The organism is Streptomyces sp. Tek67B01 (assembly GCF_055231995.1).
The window spans coordinates 6,204,136-6,220,076 of record NZ_JBUYUY010000001.1 but is presented as its reverse complement, the minus strand read 5'-3'; the positions used below and the strand labels follow the sequence as shown (position 1 = coordinate 6,220,076).

The 15,941-nt window shown below is 73.7% G+C and carries 14 protein-coding genes; 7 read left to right on the top strand and 7 right to left on the bottom strand.

Annotation, left to right across the window (positions count from 1 at the left end):
* Positions 1–15 precede the first annotated feature (15 nt).
* From ACV7NM_RS28075 to tdh, 3 genes are all read right to left on the bottom strand, one after another.
* On the bottom strand, positions 16–930 hold the full coding sequence (locus ACV7NM_RS28075; protein WP_463412886.1) for a LysR family transcriptional regulator: 915 nt from the start codon (positions 928–930) through the stop codon (positions 16–18).
* A gap of 122 nt (positions 931–1,052) precedes the next feature.
* Positions 1,053–2,255 (bottom strand): glycine C-acetyltransferase, encoded by a 1,203-nt coding sequence (locus ACV7NM_RS28070; protein ID WP_463412885.1) that lies wholly within the window; start codon positions 2,253–2,255, stop codon positions 1,053–1,055.
* Between the two features lie 166 nt (positions 2,256–2,421).
* Positions 2,422–3,450: an L-threonine 3-dehydrogenase gene (gene tdh, locus ACV7NM_RS28065; protein ID WP_463412884.1), complete on the bottom strand. Its 1,029-nt coding sequence runs from the start codon at positions 3,448–3,450 to the stop codon at positions 2,422–2,424.
* Positions 3,451–3,668: 218 nt separating this feature from the next.
* Between tdh and ACV7NM_RS28060 the strand changes: the two genes are divergently transcribed.
* On the top strand, positions 3,669–4,577 hold the full coding sequence (locus ACV7NM_RS28060) for an alpha/beta hydrolase fold domain-containing protein (protein ID WP_463412883.1): 909 nt from the start codon (positions 3,669–3,671) through the stop codon (positions 4,575–4,577).
* Positions 4,578–4,657: 80 nt separating this feature from the next.
* On the opposite strand, the gene ACV7NM_RS28055 is transcribed toward ACV7NM_RS28060, so the two are convergent.
* A complete protein-coding gene (locus tag ACV7NM_RS28055; RefSeq protein WP_463412882.1) occupies positions 4,658–5,365 on the bottom strand; it encodes a class I SAM-dependent methyltransferase in 708 nt (235 codons plus the stop codon).
* Between the two features lie 216 nt (positions 5,366–5,581).
* On the opposite strand from ACV7NM_RS28055, the gene ACV7NM_RS28050 reads away from it, so the two are divergent.
* Complete coding sequence (locus tag ACV7NM_RS28050; RefSeq protein ID WP_463414096.1) at positions 5,582–7,636, top strand: SpoIIE family protein phosphatase; 2,055 nt, start codon at positions 5,582–5,584, stop codon at positions 7,634–7,636.
* Between the two features lie 300 nt (positions 7,637–7,936).
* Complete coding sequence (locus ACV7NM_RS28045; protein WP_463412881.1) at positions 7,937–9,361, top strand: APC family permease; 1,425 nt, start codon at positions 7,937–7,939, stop codon at positions 9,359–9,361.
* Between the two features lie 104 nt (positions 9,362–9,465).
* On the opposite strand, the gene ACV7NM_RS28040 is transcribed toward ACV7NM_RS28045, so the two are convergent.
* On the bottom strand, positions 9,466–11,259 hold the full coding sequence (locus tag ACV7NM_RS28040; RefSeq protein ID WP_463412880.1) for a glycoside hydrolase family 15 protein: 1,794 nt from the start codon (positions 11,257–11,259) through the stop codon (positions 9,466–9,468).
* A gap of 89 nt (positions 11,260–11,348) precedes the next feature.
* Positions 11,349–11,912, bottom strand: coding sequence for a DoxX family protein (locus ACV7NM_RS28035; protein ID WP_463412879.1), 564 nt, complete (start codon positions 11,910–11,912; stop codon positions 11,349–11,351).
* Positions 11,913–12,024: 112 nt separating this feature from the next.
* Between ACV7NM_RS28035 and ACV7NM_RS28030 the strand changes: the two genes are divergently transcribed.
* Positions 12,025–12,489, top strand: coding sequence for a MarR family winged helix-turn-helix transcriptional regulator (locus ACV7NM_RS28030; RefSeq protein WP_463412878.1), 465 nt, complete (start codon positions 12,025–12,027; stop codon positions 12,487–12,489).
* A 43-nt stretch (positions 12,490–12,532) separates the two neighbouring features.
* Here the strand turns inward: ACV7NM_RS28030 and ACV7NM_RS28025 are convergent, their stop codons facing one another.
* Complete coding sequence (locus tag ACV7NM_RS28025; protein WP_463412877.1) at positions 12,533–13,177, bottom strand: fasciclin domain-containing protein; 645 nt, start codon at positions 13,175–13,177, stop codon at positions 12,533–12,535.
* 518 nt (positions 13,178–13,695) lie between these two features.
* On the opposite strand from ACV7NM_RS28025, the gene dhaK reads away from it, so the two are divergent.
* The 3 genes from dhaK to ACV7NM_RS28010 all read left to right on the top strand — a co-directional run bounded on the left by dhaK (position 13,696) and on the right by ACV7NM_RS28010 (position 15,858).
* Positions 13,696–14,700 (top strand): dihydroxyacetone kinase subunit DhaK, encoded by a 1,005-nt coding sequence (gene dhaK / locus ACV7NM_RS28020; RefSeq protein WP_463412876.1) that lies wholly within the window; start codon positions 13,696–13,698, stop codon positions 14,698–14,700.
* 139 nt (positions 14,701–14,839) lie between these two features.
* On the top strand, positions 14,840–15,451 hold the full coding sequence (gene dhaL / locus ACV7NM_RS28015; RefSeq protein WP_463412875.1) for a dihydroxyacetone kinase subunit DhaL: 612 nt from the start codon (positions 14,840–14,842) through the stop codon (positions 15,449–15,451).
* Positions 15,448–15,858 carry a PTS-dependent dihydroxyacetone kinase phosphotransferase subunit DhaM gene (locus tag ACV7NM_RS28010; protein ID WP_463412874.1) on the top strand — a complete coding sequence of 137 codons (411 nt, stop codon included), beginning with the start codon at positions 15,448–15,450 and terminating at the stop codon, positions 15,856–15,858. The genes dhaL and ACV7NM_RS28010 overlap by 4 nt, the downstream gene beginning before the upstream one ends.
* The last annotated feature ends 83 nt before the right edge of the window (positions 15,859–15,941 follow it).

The window sequence follows — 15,941 nt, the reverse complement described above, 5'->3', positions numbered from 1 at the left end:
CTGGTCCACGGACGCTCAGTGCGCCGGTACGCGTTCCGCCTCTCGGGCCAAGGCGGCCAGGACCGGGGCGATCAGCGGGTGGGTTTCCGCGCCCCGGCGGGTCGCCGCGAAGACGCGGCGGGTGGCGGCCGGTCCGGAGACGGGGCGGACCCGCACCTCCTTGAGGTCCATGCCGCGCAGCGCGGAGCGCGGGACCAGGGCGACGCCGGCGCCGGCGCCCACCAGGGCCGTCACGGCACGGAAGTCGTCGGAGCAGTGCGCGAGGCGGGGCTGGAACCCGGCCAGTTCGCAGGCGAGCAGCGTCACGTCGTGGCAGGGGTTTCCCGGGTACTGGCCCACCCAGTCAGAGTCGGACAGTTCCGCGAGCGAGACCGAGGGCAGGCCGGCGAGTGGGTGCCCCACCGGCAGGACCGCGTCGAAGGGTTCCGCGTACAGCGGCAGGACGGACAGCCGGCCGTCGTCCGCGCCGGGGGCGCCGCGGTACTCCACGGCCAGTGCCAGGTCAGCCTCGCCGTCCAACAAGAGCGGCAGGCTCTGGTCGCCCTCCGCGTCGCGCACCCGCAGTCGGATGCCCGGGTGGTCCACGGCCAGCCGGACGATCGCCGGCGCGAGGACCTCGGCGATCCCGGTGGCGAAGGCGGCCACGGTGACCTCGCCCGCCGAACCGCCCGCGTAGGCGGCGAGTTCGGCTTCCGCGCGCTCCAGCTGGGCCAGCACCTGGTGGGTGTGCCCGAGCAGGATCTCCCCGGCGGCGGTGAGGCGCACGCCCCGGCCGCTGCGGGTCAGCAGGGCGTGCCCGGTCTCCTGCTCCAGCGCCGCGAGCTGCTGCGAGACCGCGGAGGGGGTCAGGTACAGGGCCGCGGCCGCGGCGGTCACCGTACGGTGGTCCGCCACGGCCCGTAGGACACGCAGCCGGCGGGGGTCGATCACCCCGCCATTGTCGCAGGCCCGGGCGGTCGCGAGCCCCGGCGGTGCCGGACCCCGCCGGTCCCGAGCCCCGGCGGTACGAGCCCCGGCGGGCCCGGGTCCGGGCGCCTCGGGACCCGGCCGGCTCAGACCCCGGCCGTCGCGAGGGCCGCGCGGGCGTCGACGAAGGCCGCCACCGCGCGCTCGACGTCGGCCGTGGAGTGGGCGGCCGACAACTGGACGCGGATTCGGGCCGCGCCCATCGGCACCACCGGGTAGGAGAAGCCGATCACGTACACGCCGCGCTCCAGGAGGAGTTCCGCCATGCGGGCCGCCTCCGACGCGTCACCGATCATCACGGGGGCGATGGCGTGGTCCCCGGGCAGGATCTCGAATCCGGCCGCGCTCATCTTCGTACGGAACAGCTCGGTGTTGGCGGCGAGCCGGTCGCGCAGGTCGCCCGCGGATTCCAGCAGGTCCAGGACCTTGAGGGAGGCGGCCGCGATGACCGGGGCGAGGGAGTTGGAGAAGAGGTACGGGCGCGAGCGCTGGCGCAGCAGCTCGACGATCTCGGCCCGGGCCGCGACGTAGCCGCCGGAGGCACCGCCGAGGGCCTTGCCGAGGGTGCCGGTGATGATGTCGACGCGGTCCATGACCCCGTGCAGCTCGGGGGTGCCGCGGCCACCGGGGCCGACGAAGCCGACGGCGTGCGAGTCGTCCACCATGACCATGGCGTCGTAGCGCTCGGCGAGGTCGCAGATCTCGGCGAGGGGGGCGACGTAGCCGTCCATCGAGAACACGCCGTCGGTGACGATCAGGCGGCGGCGGGCGTCCTGGGTGTCCTTGAGCCGGGTCTCCAGCTCCGCGAGGTCGCGGTTCGCGTAGCGGTGGCGGCGGGCCTTGGAGAGGCGGATGCCGTCGATGATCGAGGCGTGGTTGAGGGCGTCGGAGATCACCGCGTCCTCGGCGCCGAGCAGGGTCTCGAAGACGCCGCCGTTGGCGTCGAAGCAGGAGGAGTAGAGGATCGTGTCCTCCTGGCCGAGGAACGCCGACAGGCGGGCCTCCAGCTCCTTGTGCACCTCCTGGGTGCCGCAGATGAAGCGGACGGAGGCCATGCCGTAGCCCCAGCGGTCCAGCGCGTCCTTGGCGGCGGCGACCACCTCGGGGTGGTCGGCGAGTCCGAGGTAGTTGTTGGCGCAGAAGTTCAGGACCTCTCCGGCCAAGCCGCCGGAGGTGACCGCGACGGACGCGCTCTGCGGGGTGCCGATGACGCGCTCGGGCTTGTGCAGGCCGGCGGACCGGATCTCGTCGAGGGTGGTGCGCAGGTCGGCGCGGACGGTCTCGAACATGGGGCGGTGCTCTCTTTCTCCTGGTCGGCGGAGGGAGGGGGCCGGGCCCCGCCGGGAGGGGCGGGTGCGGGGCCCGGCGGGAAGGGGACGCACGGGGTACGGCGCCGGGCGGGGTTCCCGGGGGGATCGGGCGGTGGTGGGGCCGCGCCGAGTCCCCCGGCGGCGGTCAGGCCGTCCAGTCCAGGATGATCTTGCCGCTGCGCGCGGTCGACGCCTCGTCGAAGGCGGCCTGGAAGTCGGTGTGGGAGTAGCGGCCGGTGATGACGGGGCTGAGGTCCAGGCCGCCCTCCAGCAGCACGGTCATCGCGTACCAGGTCTCGAACATCTCGCGGCCGTAGATGCCCTTGATGGTGATCATCGAGGTGACGACCTTGGCCCAGTCGACGGGGAACTCCTGCGCGGGCAGGCCCAGCATGGCGATGCGGCCGCCGTGCGTCATGTTGTCGATCATGTCGCGCATCGCCTCGGGGCGGCCGGACATCTCCAGGCCGACGTCGAATCCCTCGCGCAGCCCCAGCTGGGCCTGCGCGTCGGCGATCGTCGCCTCCCGCACGTCCAGGGCGAGCGTCGCGCCCGCCTTGCGGGCGATGTCGAGGCGCTCGGGACTGACGTCGGTGATGACGACGTTGCGCGCGCCGGCGTGCCGGGCCACGGCGGCCGCCATGATGCCGATCGGGCCGGCGCCGGTGATCAGGACGTCCTCACCCACCAGCGGGAAGGACAGCGCGGTGTGCACGGCGTTGCCGAACGGGTCGAAGATGGCCGCCACGTCCAGGTCCACGGCGGCCCGGTGCACCCAGACGTTTTGCGCGGGCAGCACCACGTACTCGGCGAACGCGCCGTCCCGGCCGACGCCGAGGCCGACGGTGCTGCGGCACAGGTGCCGGCGCCCGGCGAGGCAGTTGCGGCACTTGCCGCAGACCAGGTGGCCCTCGCCGCTGACCAGTGCGCCGATCTCGATGTCCCGGACGTCCGCGCCGAGTGCGGCGACCTCGCCCACGAACTCGTGGCCCAGGACGAGGGGCGTCTTGACGGCGCCCTGCGCCCAGCCGTCCCAGGCCCGGATGTGCAGGTCGGTCCCGCAGATACCGGTCCGCAGCACCTTGATCAGCACGTCGCCGGGACCGTACTCGGGCTCGGGGACGTCCATGAGCCACAGCCCGGGTTCGGCCTTGTGCTTGACGAGTGCCTTCATGGGGTGGCTCCAGGCATGCGAGGGGTGCCGTCGCGAGCGTGCGGGCCCGCGCGGTGTTCGGTGTGTGACGGGACCAATCTGCCGAGCGGCCCGGTGATCGGTCCATCGAGACTTTCTTAAGCGGGTCGACAGCGCAGCTTCACGCCTATGCTCCTCAGGTGACGGGGCAGGGCCGGCCGGGATCGGGCCGGGAGCAGGGGAACGGGGAGGTGGGGGGCGTGCCGAGTCTGCGCAGCAGGGCGCTGTCGGTCGCGCTGATCGCGACGGGGCGGCGAAGACGGTTCGCGAGCGCCGAGGCGGTGCGCGCCAGGGTGGCGCAGACCGCCCGACGACCGGCGTCGCATCTGCCGCCCCGCTCGCTGGGCCGGATCGCCGAGGTCTCCCGGGCCTTCGTCGGGGCGTGGCCGGTGTACGACATCTCGCCGCGCGGCGTCGAGGCGGTGGCGCAGGTGCTGTACGTGCACGGCGGCGCGTACATCAACGAGTTGGTCCGGCCGCACTGGTCGATGATCCGCACCCTGATCGAACGCGCCCGTGCCCGCGTCGTCGTGCCCGCCTACATCCTGGCGCCGCGCGGCACCGCCGACCGCAACGTCCCGGTCGCCGCGGACCTGCTGAGCGGTCTCATCGAGGGCGGTGGCGCGGGCGGGACGGTCCTGATCGGGGACTCGGCCGGGGCCGGTCTGGCGTTGGCCGCCGCCCAGCGGTTGCGGGACCGCACGGGGGCGCAGCCGTCCCGGATCGTGCTGATCTCGCCGTGGCTGGACGTGACGATGAGCCATCCCGCGCAGGCGGACATCGAGCGGGCCGACCCGTTGCTGGCCCGGTCGGGGCTGGTTGAGGCGGGGCGGTTGTACGCGGGCACCCTCGCGGCCGACGACCCCCGGGTGAGCCCGCTGCACGGGTCCTTCACGGGGCTGGCGCCGCTGACGGTGTTCACGGGGACCCGGGACGTGCTGACCACGGACAGCCGGGAGCTGGTGCGACGGGCGCGGGAGGGCGGGGTGGACGTGGAGTTCCACGAGGCGGCGGGGTTGCCGCACGGCTACCCGTTGCTGCCCGTCCCGGAGGGGCGGGCGGCCCGTGACCGGATCGTGGACCTGGTCAGGGCCGCCGCGGAGCTGTGAGCGGCGACGCGATGCCACCGGTGTGACCCGGGGACGGCGCGGCGGCCCGTACGGGCGGCGCCGCGTCACCGGCCCCACGCTCAGGCCAGGCAGGTCATCAGCGAGCTGACGGGCCGGGCCCGGTAGGCCGCCCAGAAGGCCTCGTCGCGTTCCGCGTCGGGCGGCGGGGTGCGTACGGGCTGCCAGCCGGCCGTGGCGAAACCGGCTTCGACCGCCGCCTCGCAGAAGTCGGCGTGTGTCCAGGCCCGGAACTCGAAGTGGGCGTCGGGGTGGGCGACGAACTGCGCCCGCACCAGCGGGGCCTCGTCGTGCGGTTCGCGGTCCAGGACGCGGACACCGTACGGGGACCAGTCCGGGCACGGGAACGCCCCCGGGTTCGGCACGATGGCCAGCAGGCGGCCCCCGGGCCGCAGGTTGGCCCGTACGGACCGGAACAGGGCGTACAGCGCCTCCCGGTCGGGGGCCTGGTTGAAGAGGTAGACGGCGGTGGCCAGGTCGAAGGGGCCCAACTGCGGCATCCCGGCCGCGTCGGCGACGACGTACTCGATCCGTTCGCCTTGGTGGGCCTCGCGGGCCCGGCTGATGCGGTCGGGGCAGTCGTCCACGCCCACGGTCCGCCGGGCGCCGCCGCTCGCCAGCAGCCGCGCTGTGGCGCCGTGCCCGCAGGGGAGGTCGAGGGCGTCGAGCCCGCGGACCCCGCCGAGCGCGTCCAGCGCGGTGCGCAGGGTGAGGGCGTCGGCTTCCGAGAAGGCGGGCGGGGGCTTCGACGTGTCGTACTGCTGTCGCATGTCGGAGAGCCTCCCCGGCCTCGGCCCGGCGGACAGCCGCCCGGGGCGCACCGTCCCCCGCACGGGGGAGGCGTTCGGGTCAGTCGGTGCGGCGTACGGGGGCCGTGCGGCGGTGCGGGTCCGTCGTGCCGGGCGCATCCTGTCTGTGTGACGGCGAGACCCGACAGCGGCAGCCCGGCCACCGACGCCTTGCTCCGGGTGCTCGCACGGGCCGCCATGGCCACCGTGGAGGCCGTCGGCGGCTACGCGGGCGGGGTCTACCTGCGCACGCGCACGGACGGGCTGTTGCGGTTGGCCGCGCTGGAGGGACTCCCGGGCCGGCTGTTCCGGCCCTGGTGGCGGATGCACGCGAACCGTCCGTATCCCGTCGCGGAGGCGTACCGCTCGGGGCAGGCGGTGCACCTGCCCGACGCCGAGTCGGCGATGCGGCGCTTCCCCCAGCTGACGGCCGGACTGCCGTTCACGTTCGGCTCGCTGTACGAGCCCGTCACTGCCGGGGACGAGCGGTTCGGGGTGCTGATGGTGCTGCGACCGGCGACGCCCGGCGTCCCGGTCGGACCCGAGGACCGGGAACGGATGCGCAACCTCGCGGCGCGGCTGGCGGCCGAGCTGGCGGCGCTCACCGCGGGCGGCGAGCCGGTGCTGTGGGACGGCGATCCGTTCTCTCCCCCGCCACCCGTCCCCCGGGGCGGCGCGGAGACGGCCGTGGACCGCCTCGCGCAGGCCGTGCTGTCGATGGACCGGCAGGGCAGGATCCGCTACGCGAACACCGCCGCCGCGGCCCTCTGCGCCGCCGAGGGGCGGCCGCTGCTCGGGGAGGTGCTGTGGGAGGCCCTGCCCTGGCTCGGCAATCCGGCGTACGAGGACCACTTCCGCGCCGCCTTCATGGCCCCCGAGCCGGTGCACTTCGTGGCGCGGCGGGACCACCCTCCGTCCGGGACGTGGCTGTCGGTGGGGCTGCACCCGGGGCCGGACGGGGTCACGGTGACGATGGGCTCCACCGGGTCGGACCGGTACGCCTCGGGGGCGGAGGGCTCCGGCTCCCCCGCCGAGGGGTCCGCCTCGGCCCTGTACCGGCCGGTGGCGCTGGCGATCGCGCTGACCGAGGCGGTGACCGCCCGCCAGGTGTCGGCGGTGGTGACCGAGGAACTGCTGCCGGCCTTCGGCGGTCGCCAGCTGGCGATCTACCTCCTGGACGAGCGCCATCTGCACCTGGCGTGGGAGACCGGGTTCCCCCGGGGATTCCTCGACCGCTTCGACGGAGTGGGCCTGGACGTGCGGCTGCCCGGCGTGGAGACACTGACGTCGGGCCGTCCGCTGTTCTTCGAGTCGATGGAGCACCTGGCCGCGGCCTACCCGGGGATTCCGCTCGACACCCATGTGGGGGCCCGCGCCTTCCTGCCGCTGATCGCCTCGGGCCGACCGGTGGGCTCCTGCATCCTCGGCTTCGACACGCCGCGCGGATTCGGCGCCGAGGAGCGCACGGTCCTCACCGCGCTCGCCGGATTGATCGCGCAGGCCCTGGAGCGGGCCCGGCGCTACGACAGCGAGGCGGCGCTGGCCCGCGGGCTCCAGTCGGCGCTGCTGCCGCACCGGCTGCCGGTGCGCGACCACGTGGTCACCGTGGGCCGGTACCTGCCCGGGACGGTCGGCATGGACGTCGGCGGCGACTGGTACGACGTCACGGAGACCGGCCCGGACACCCTGGCCCTGGTCATCGGCGACGTCCAGGGCCACGGGGTGGCCGCGGCGGCCACGATGGGGCAGCTGCGCAGCGCGGTACGGGCCTTCGCGCTGGGCGGCAACGCGCCGGAGCAGGTGGTGCGCGGCACCAATCGGCTGCTGATCGACCTGGACCCCGGCCAGTTCGCCAGTTGCTGCTACGTCGAACTCGACCGCACCTCGGGACGCGCGCGTGCCGTCCGCGCGGGCCACCCCCAGCCGCTGATGCGCCATCCCGGCGGCCGGACGGAGGTGCTGAACCTTCGGGGCGGGGTGGTGCTCGGGGTCGACGCGACCGCCTCGTACCCGGTGACCGAGTTCGTCCTGGAGCCGGGCGCGCTGCTGGCCCTGTACACGGACGGACTGGTGGAGGAGCCGGGTACCGACATCGACGCCGGGGTGGAACGGCTGCGGACCGCGCTGGCCGCCGCCCGCCCCGTCCCGCTGACCGAGACGGCCGACCGGCTGGCGGGCGGGGCCGGAACCACCGGTGACCGGCCCGACGACATCGCCCTGCTGCTGGCGTGGCGCACCGGACCGACCGACTGAGGGGCCCGCGGTGGTCACGATAGGGGGCCCGCTCGGCAAAGCGGAGGAAAATTCGCGCTGATCTAGGTGCGGTTCCCGTACCCCCGCGCGGGCAGTATTTACGCCACCTTGACGCCGAAAACGGGTTACCGGCGGTCCGCGGACAAGGGAATCCGCACATGAACAGCTCTTGACCTGCGGATCTCGCGGAGATTGCATGACGGCCCGGGAGCCACTGAAACACCTTGCTCACCACCGCCCCGGAGGCGATACCGCTCCCGTGCTCACTCCCCCGCACCTGCCGATCGGAACCCCGCACCGATGACTGACACGATCAGCGCCCCGCAAGCCCTCGCTCCGGCGACCGCGCCCGTCCCCCAAAAACTGAAGCGTTCCATCGGCGTGGTCGGCGGAACCCTGCTCACGCTCTCGTGCGTGACGCCGGCCTCGACGCTCTTCGTGGTCGTTCCCGACCTGTTCGCCGGCCTCGGTACCTGGACCGCCCTCACCATCGCCATCGGCTCGCTGCTCTGTATCGGCGTGGCGTTCTGCTACTCGGAGCTGGGCACGCTCATCCCCAGCGCCGGTGGTGAGTACGCGATGGTGTCGACCATGGCGGGCAAGCTCGCGGGCTGGCTGGTCTTCGTGCTCTCGTTGCTGGTCGTGATGATCGTGCCACCCGTGATCGCCATGGGCACGGCCGACTACCTGGCCCCGGTCGTCCACATACCCGCCCCGGTCGCCGGTGGCGCCGTGATGCTGCTCGCCACCCTCGCCGGCCTGCTGGACCTGAGGGCCAACGCCTGGATCACCGGCATCTTCCTGGTGCTGGAGGTCGTGGCCGCCGCGCTGGTCGCCGTACTCGGCTTCGCCCACAGCGAGCGGGGCGCCGACGCGCTGGTGCACGGCTCGGTGGCCGCCGAGGGCGGCGGCACGTCGACCGTGACGGCGATGATGGTCGTCTCCGGTCTCGCGATCGCCCTGTTCGTCACCCAGGGGTTCTCGACGGCCGTCTACCTGTCGGAGGAGCTGGAGAAGCCGCGCCGCAACGTTCCTCGGACGGTGCTCGCCACCCTCGCCATCTCCACCGCCGTGATCCTGGTCCCGGTCATCGCCATCACCGTGGGCGCCCCGGACCTGGACGCGCTGAGCGCCGGGGACCTCGGCGGGATGGTCACGGCCTGGTCGAACTCGGCCGTCGGCACCTTCGTGAGCCTGTGCGTCGCCCTCGCCATCATCAACGCGGGCATCGTCATGGTCATCCAGAACTCCCGCGTGCTGTTCGCCTCGGCCCGTGACAAGGCCTGGCCGGAGCCGGTCAACAACGCCCTGGCCAAGCTCGGTCGCTTCGGCTCGCCGTGGGTGGCGACGCTGCTGGTCGGCCTCCCGGGCGCCGCGATGTGCTTCGTCAACCTGGACACGCTGTACGGGGTCACCGGCGTCTCGGTGACCGGCATGTACCTGCTGGTAGCCGTGGCCGCGCTGTTCTGCCGCCGTGGGGCGCACCGCGAGAAGGCCGCCTGGCGGATGCCGCTGTGGCCGGCCGTGCCGGTGGTGCTGATCGCGGTGTTCGCGTACATCCTCACGCAGCAGGAGACGCGCTACCTGCTGTGGACGGGCGGGATCACCGCCGTGGCGACCCTGTACTGGGCCCTGTACCTGCGGCCGCGCCAGGACAGCCGCTGGCTGGTGAGTATCCCGGAGGACGCCGAGGACGAGGCGGAGGCCGCGGTGACGGCCGCGTAGCGTCCGCTCGCGGCGGGGCTGCCCGGCCCGCGGGGTGCGGGCCGTGGCGCAGTGACCGATCGACGGTGCCGGTGCCGGGGTTTCCCGGCACCGGCGCCTTCGTATCAGTTCCGGGGCGGCCCCCAGCCGAGCAGGAGCGCGGTGCTCACCAGCCCGATGTGGCTGAACGCCTGTGGGAAGTTGCCGAGCTGGCGACCGGCGACGGGGTCGTACTCCTCGGCGAGCAGGCCCACGTCGTTACAGACGTCCAGCAGCCGCTCGAACAGCTCGCGCGCCTCCTTGCTCCGGTCCGTCAGGTGCAGGGCGTCGGCCAGCCAGAAGGAGCAGGCGAGGAAGACGCCTTCGTCGCCGGGCAGTCCGTCGACGGAGGGCCCCTCGGTGCTGTAGCGGCGGACGAACCCGCTCGCGCCGAGTTCGTCGCGCACCGCGTCGACGGTGCCGATCACGCGCGGGTCGTCGGGGGGCAGGAACCCGACCCTGGGGATGAGCAGGGTCGCGGCGTCCAGTTCGCGCGAGCCGTAGTACTGGGTGAAGGTGTTGCGCTCGCTGTCGTACGCGTTCGCGCAGACGTCGGCGTGGACCTCGTCCCTCATGGCCCGCCAGCGCTCCACGTCGCCCGGCATCGAGGGGTCGTGCTCCAGGGTCCTGACGGCGCGGTCGGCGGCGACCCAGGCCATCACCTTGGAGTGGGTGAAGTGGCGGCGCGGACCGCGGACCTCCCAGATTCCTTCGTCGGGCATGCGCCAGTGGCGCTCCAGGAAGTCGAGGAGCGCGAGCTGGATGCTCCAGGCGTGCCGTTCGGTGGGGAGCCCGCCGACCCGCGCCAGGTAGAGGGCGTCCAGGACTTCCCCGTACACGTCCAGCTGGAGCTGGTTCACGGCCGCGTTGCCCAGGCGGACCGGGGTGGAGCCGGCGTAGCCGCGCAGCCAGGTGAGGTCGCTCTCCGGAATCCTGCGTTCACCCGCGATCCCGTACATGATCTGCAGGTCGGCGGGGTCACCGGCCACGGCGCGCAGCAGCCAGGCCCGCCAGTCCCGGGCCTCGTCGTGGAAGCCGGTGGCGAGCAGGGAGCCCAGGGTGAGGGTGGCGTCGCGGAGCCAGCAGTAGCGGTAGTCCCAGTTGCGCACGCCCCCGATCTCCTCGGGGAGGGAGGTGGTCGCGGCGGCGACGATGCCGCCGGTCGGCGCGTAGGTCAGGGCCTTGAGGGTGATCAGGGAGCGGACGACGGCTTCCCGGTACGGGCCCACGTAAGCGCATCGGGAAGCCCAGTCGTGCCAGTCGGCGCGGCTCTGTTCGAGGGCCTCGTAGGGGTCGAGGGGCGTGGGTCGCGGCTCGTGCGAGGGGTGCCAGGTCAGCACGAAGGCGACCTGTTCGCCGGGGCCGACGGTGAACTCGGAGCGGGTGCTGTTGTGCTCGCCCCAGGTGCGTACGGGCGGCAGGCTGCGGAACCAGGCGGAATCGGGTCCGGCGATGGCGACGCGGTCGCCGTCGCGTCGCCGGACCCAGGGGATGATGCCGCCGTAGTCGAACCGCAGGCGCAGGGTGCTGCGTACGGTGACCTCGCCGGACACCCCTTCGACGATCCGCATGACGTCGGGCATGACGTCGCGTTGCGGCATGAAGTCGGTGACTTTGACCGTGCCTTCCTCGGTCTCCCAGACCGACTCCAGGATGAGCGAGTCGTCGACGTAGGCGCGGCGGGTGCACCCTTCGCCGTCGGCGGCGCCCGCCGGGGCGATGCGCCAGTGACCGTTCTCCTCGTCACCCAGGAGGGAGGCGAAGCACGCGGCCGAATCGAAGCGCGGCAGGCACAGCCAGTCGATGGACCCGTCCCGGCCGACCAGCGCACTGGTCATCAGGTCGCCGATGAGTGCGTAGTCCTCGATGGGTTGTGTCATTTGTGCGACCTTCCCCCGAACCCGGGGGGCCAATCAGGTCCGTGCCCCGCTCGCGTCCTTCGTGGCTCGTGGGGCGCGGGACCGCGGCGTCAGTTCCGTACGAGGAGCAGTGCGGCCCCGATGACCACGCCGAGGGCGACGGCGAGGACGGCGTGGGCGGGGCGGGGCGTCCGCAGCGCCGGGACGGGGAGCAGCCGGTCGGCGGCGTACCGGCCGGGGCCGGTGAGGGCGAGGACGGCGGCGCCGACGGTCAGCAGCAGTTCGTACTCGATGCCCTTGGGTGCGAAGAACGATCCGGCGCCGTGCACGGCGATCGCGTTGATCATGGTGCCGACGACGGCGGCACCGGCGAGCGGGGTGAGCAGCCCGGCGGCGAGGCCGAGACCGCCGAGGGTCTCGGTGAGACCGGCGAGTGCGGCCATGGCGTCGCCGGCCGGGTAGCCGCTCGCGGTGAAGAAGCGGCCGGTGCCGCTGATGCCGCCTCCGTCGAACCAGCCGAACAGCTTCTGGGTGCCGTGGGCGGCCATGGTGAGGCCGAGGACCAGGCGCAGGAGCAGCAGGCCGGCGTCGTGGACGGAGCCGGTGGACGCGGGGGCGGGAGCGGCCGGTGCGGCGGCCGGAGCCTTCGTCGCGGTGGCGGAGGCGCTGGTCATGGGGGGAATCCTTCCGGTCGGCGGCGGTTCGCGTGGTTGTTCAAATTCGAACCGTCGGTTCACGACCCTAAGCCATTGATTCAAATTGGAACAACACGTGTAGGCTGACGCCATGGCTGGGACGAGATGGTTGAACGATCGCGAGATGCGCGCCTGGAACGGCTTCCTCGCCGCCTCCGCCCTGGTCAACCGCCGCCTCGACCAGCAGCTCAAGGAGGACGCCGGGCTCTCGCACCCCCAGTACGAGATCCTCGTCCGGCTCGCCGCCGCGCCCGACCGCGAACTGCGGATGACCGAGCTGGCCAACGGGCTGATCAACTCCAAGAGCGGGCTGACCTACCAGATCACCCAGATGGAGAAGGCCGGCCTGGTCCGCCGCCGCAGCTGCCCCTCGGACGTGCGCGGCGTCTTCGCCGTCCTCACGGAGGCCGGGCTCGCCCGTCTGGAGGAGGCGGCGCCGGGGCACGTGGCGACCGTCCGCGAGATCCTCGTCGACGTCCTGACCCCCGAACAGCTCGACGCCCTGGCGGCCGGCCTCGGAGAGGTCGGCCGCCGGCTCAGGGAACAGGGCGCCTGAGACGCCGCCGCCGGGCGGGGCACCGGCGCCCCGGCCGGCGTCGCTACTTGGGCATCAGGACGGTGTCGACGATGTACACCTTGGCATTGGCCGTCGTGACGTTCCCGCAGACCACGTCGGCGCTCCCGTTGACCTTGTAGGACTCCCCGGAGCCGGACGTGGTGAGCGTGCCCTTCTCCAGGGTCTCGAAGGAGCCGGACTCCAGCTGCCGCGGCGTCAGCGTCCTGCCGACCACGTGGTACGTGAGGATCTTCGTCAGGGTGGCCTTGTCGGCGAGCACCTTGTCCAGGTCGGCCTTCGGGATCTTCGCGAAGGCGTCGTTGGTCGGTGCGAAGACGGTGATGTCCTTGGCGTTGTTGAGCGTGTCCACGAGCCCGGCCTTCTTCACGGCCGCGACGAGGGTGGACAGCGCGGGGTTGTTCGAGGCGGCGGTGGCCACCGGGTCCTTGGCCATTCCGACGAAACTGCCGGCGCCCTGCTCGGGCACCCCGGCGCAGGCCGGACCGAACGGCGCGTCCACCGCCGCGGCGGGCGAGGCGGCGCCGGCCGCGGGATCGGCCGGCGCGGAGGCGGCGCTGCCCGCGCCGGACGCCTGGCCGGATTCGGAGGAACAGGCGGCGAGGGCGAAGGGGAGGGCGGTCGCGGCGGCGAGGACGAGAGCCGTACGGCGGAATCGAAGGCTGTTCATGAGGGTCGCTCTCCTTGCTGGTGACGGCCCGTGTGGCGGCCGTCCGGATGGGGGTGTGGTGGTCGACCGACGCTGACGACGGCCGAATGCCGGCCGGTCGCCCGCCGGGTCCGGTAGAGGTGCGTGGCCCGGTCGGTGCGGGCCTGCGTCGGCTCCGCCGTCGGCGTGGAACCCGAGCGTCGGGGGGCGCGGGGCGAGGAGGCCGGGCAGCAGGCCGTTCAGCGCCGCGGGGGCGCGGCGGGCGACGGTGGCTCGGTCGATCCTCACGACGGGTCTTCGGCGCCGTCGGGCGCTCGGATTGCCCCTTCACCCCGGAGGGCGACCGAGGCCCGTCCCACGTCCGCCCGCGGGGCGTCCCGCACGCCGAGGTGGGACGCTGGAAGTGGCTGTCCCCGCCCCGGGAGCCAGGCTCGCCGTCCGGTCCGACGCCGCCCTGTGGGGTGTCGTCGCCGGCTTGGGGCCGCCTACCGTCAGCATGGACAGACAGCGCACCACACCAGCCGCACCGGGAGATTCTCGTGAAGATGCTGATCAACAGTGCCGAGACCGTCGTCGCCGACGCGCTGCGCGGGCTGGCCGCCGCGCACCCCGACCTGGACGTAGACGTCGAGCGCCGGGTCGTCGTTCGGCGGGACGCGAAGACGGGCGGACGGGTCGGACTGGTCTCCGGGGGCGGTTCGGGCCACGAGCCGCTGCACGCCGGTTTCGTGGGCCCGGGCATGTTGTCGGCCGCGTGCCCCGGCGAGGTCTTCACGTCGCCGGTGCCCGACCAGATGGTGCGGGCCGCCACGGCGGTCGACTCCGGGCAGGGCGTGCTGTTCGTCGTCAAGAACTACACCGGCGACGTGCTGAACTTCGAGATGGCCGCCGACTTGGCGGGCGAGGACGGCGTACGGATCGAGCAGGTGCTGGTCAACGACGACGTCGCCGTCACCGACAGCCTCTACACCGCCGGGCGCCGCGGCACCGGTGCGACGCTGTTCGTGGAGAAGATCGCCGGTGCGGCCGCCGAGGAGGGCGCGCCCCTGGAACAGGTCGCGGCGCTCGCCCGTCGGGTCAACGAGTCCTCGCGGAGCTTCGGCGTCGCGCTGAGCGCCGTCACCACGCCGGCGAAGGGCAGTCCCACCTTCGACCTTCCCGTCGGCGAGCTCGAACTGGGCATCGGGATCCACGGCGAGCCCGGCCGGGAGCGGCGGGCGATGATGACGGCGCGGGAGATCGCGGACGTGGCGGTGGGCGCCGTACTGGACGACCTGGCGCAGGTGGGTCCCGCCGACGGGCCGGTGATCGCGCTGGTCAACGGGATGGGCGGGACCCCGCTGCTGGAGCTGTACGGGTTCCACGCGGAGGTGGCCCGGGTGCTGTCCGAGCGCGGGGTGCCGGTCGCCCGGACCCTGGTCGGGAACTACGTCACCTCCCTGGACATGGCGGGGTGTTCGGTGTCCCTGTGCCGGGCCGACGAGGAACTGCTGCGCCTGTGGGACGCCCCGGTCCAGACCGCCGCCCTGCGGTGGGGGCGGTGAGCGGCCGTCGGGTCGGCGGGTCCCCGCTCCCCGGCGAGGGGCACGCGAAGGACTCCTCGTCAAAGCCCCGTCCGCGCGCCCGCGGATCGTATGGTGGCGGTGCCGGCCCGGTCGGGCGGACGTGAGGCGAGGAGATCCGGTGCGTGACACAGACTTCTTCCGGCGCTGGATGGACGCCGCCACGGCGGCGGTCGAACGCGAGGCGGACCGGCTGACGGAACTCGACTCCCCCATCGGGGACGCCGACCACGGCAGCAACCTGCTGCGCGGCTTCATGGCCGTACGGGCGGCCCTCGCCTCCGGCGAACCGGCCGTGGCCTCCCCGGGCGAGGTGCTCCAGCTCGCAGGCCGCACCCTGATCTCCACCGTGGGAGGGGCGTCGGGACCGCTGTACGGGACGCTGCTGCGCCGTGCGGGCAAGGAACTCGGCGACGCCGCCGAAGTCTCCGACGACGCGCTGCGCCAGGCCCTGTACGCCGGGGTGGGCGCCGTCGCGCAGCTCGGCGGGGCCGCGCCGGGCGACAAGACGATGCTGGACGCGCTGGTGCCGGGGGTGGCCGCGCTCGGCACCTCGTACCGGGCGGCCGCCGACGCGGCGGAGGAGGGTGCCCGGGCGACGGTGCCGCTGCAGGCGCGCAAGGGTCGGGCCAGCTACCTGGGCGAGCGCAGCATCGGGCACCAGGACCCGGGCGCGACCTCGTCGGCCCTGCTCCTGAACGCCCTTGCCGAGGTCGCGGAGGACCGGGCGTGAGCGCGCCGCGGCCCGGTGTCGGCATCGTGCTGGTCTCGCACAGCGCCGAGGTCGCGCGCTCGGTGGCCGACCTCGCCCGGGGCCTGGCCGGGGGCGCGCCGACCGTCCGCGTCGCCGTAGCGGGCGGCACCGGGGACGGTGGGCTCGGCACCAGCTCGGAGTTGGTCCTGGCCGGCGTGCGGGAGGTGGACCAGGGAGCGGGCGTCGCGATCCTGGCGGACCTGGGCAGTTCGGTGCTCACGGTCAAGTCGCTGCTGGTGGACGGCGAGCTGCCGGACGGCTGCCGGCTGGTCGACGCCCCGTTCCTGGAGGGAGCGGTGGCGGCGGTGGTGTCCGCCTCCGCCGGCGCCCCGCTGGACGCGGTGGAGGCCGCGGCCGGCGAGGCGTACGCGTACCGCAAGAACTGACCGGGCGGACACGTACGCGGACCGCGAGAGCCGACCGGCGGGGCGCCCCGTACCGCGAGAGACAACCGGGCGGGGCGGGCCCG

Coding starts and splice junctions, on each gene's coding strand:
- ACV7NM_RS28070 (WP_463412885.1), bottom strand. CDS start 2,255: ATGTTCGAGACCGTCCGCGCCGACCTGCGCACCACCCTCGACGAGATC.
- tdh (WP_463412884.1), bottom strand. CDS start 3,450: ATGAAGGCACTCGTCAAGCACAAGGCCGAACCCGGGCTGTGGCTCATG.
- ACV7NM_RS28055 (WP_463412882.1), bottom strand. CDS start 5,365: ATGCGACAGCAGTACGACACGTCGAAGCCCCCGCCCGCCTTCTCGGAA.
- ACV7NM_RS28050 (WP_463414096.1), top strand. CDS start 5,582: ATGGCCACCGTGGAGGCCGTCGGCGGCTACGCGGGCGGGGTCTACCTG.
- ACV7NM_RS28045 (WP_463412881.1), top strand. CDS start 7,937: ATGACTGACACGATCAGCGCCCCGCAAGCCCTCGCTCCGGCGACCGCG.
- ACV7NM_RS28040 (WP_463412880.1), bottom strand. CDS start 11,259: ATGACACAACCCATCGAGGACTACGCACTCATCGGCGACCTGATGACC.
- ACV7NM_RS28035 (WP_463412879.1), bottom strand. CDS start 11,912: ATGACCAGCGCCTCCGCCACCGCGACGAAGGCTCCGGCCGCCGCACCG.
- ACV7NM_RS28030 (WP_463412878.1), top strand. CDS start 12,025: ATGGCTGGGACGAGATGGTTGAACGATCGCGAGATGCGCGCCTGGAAC.
- ACV7NM_RS28025 (WP_463412877.1), bottom strand. CDS start 13,177: ATGAACAGCCTTCGATTCCGCCGTACGGCTCTCGTCCTCGCCGCCGCG.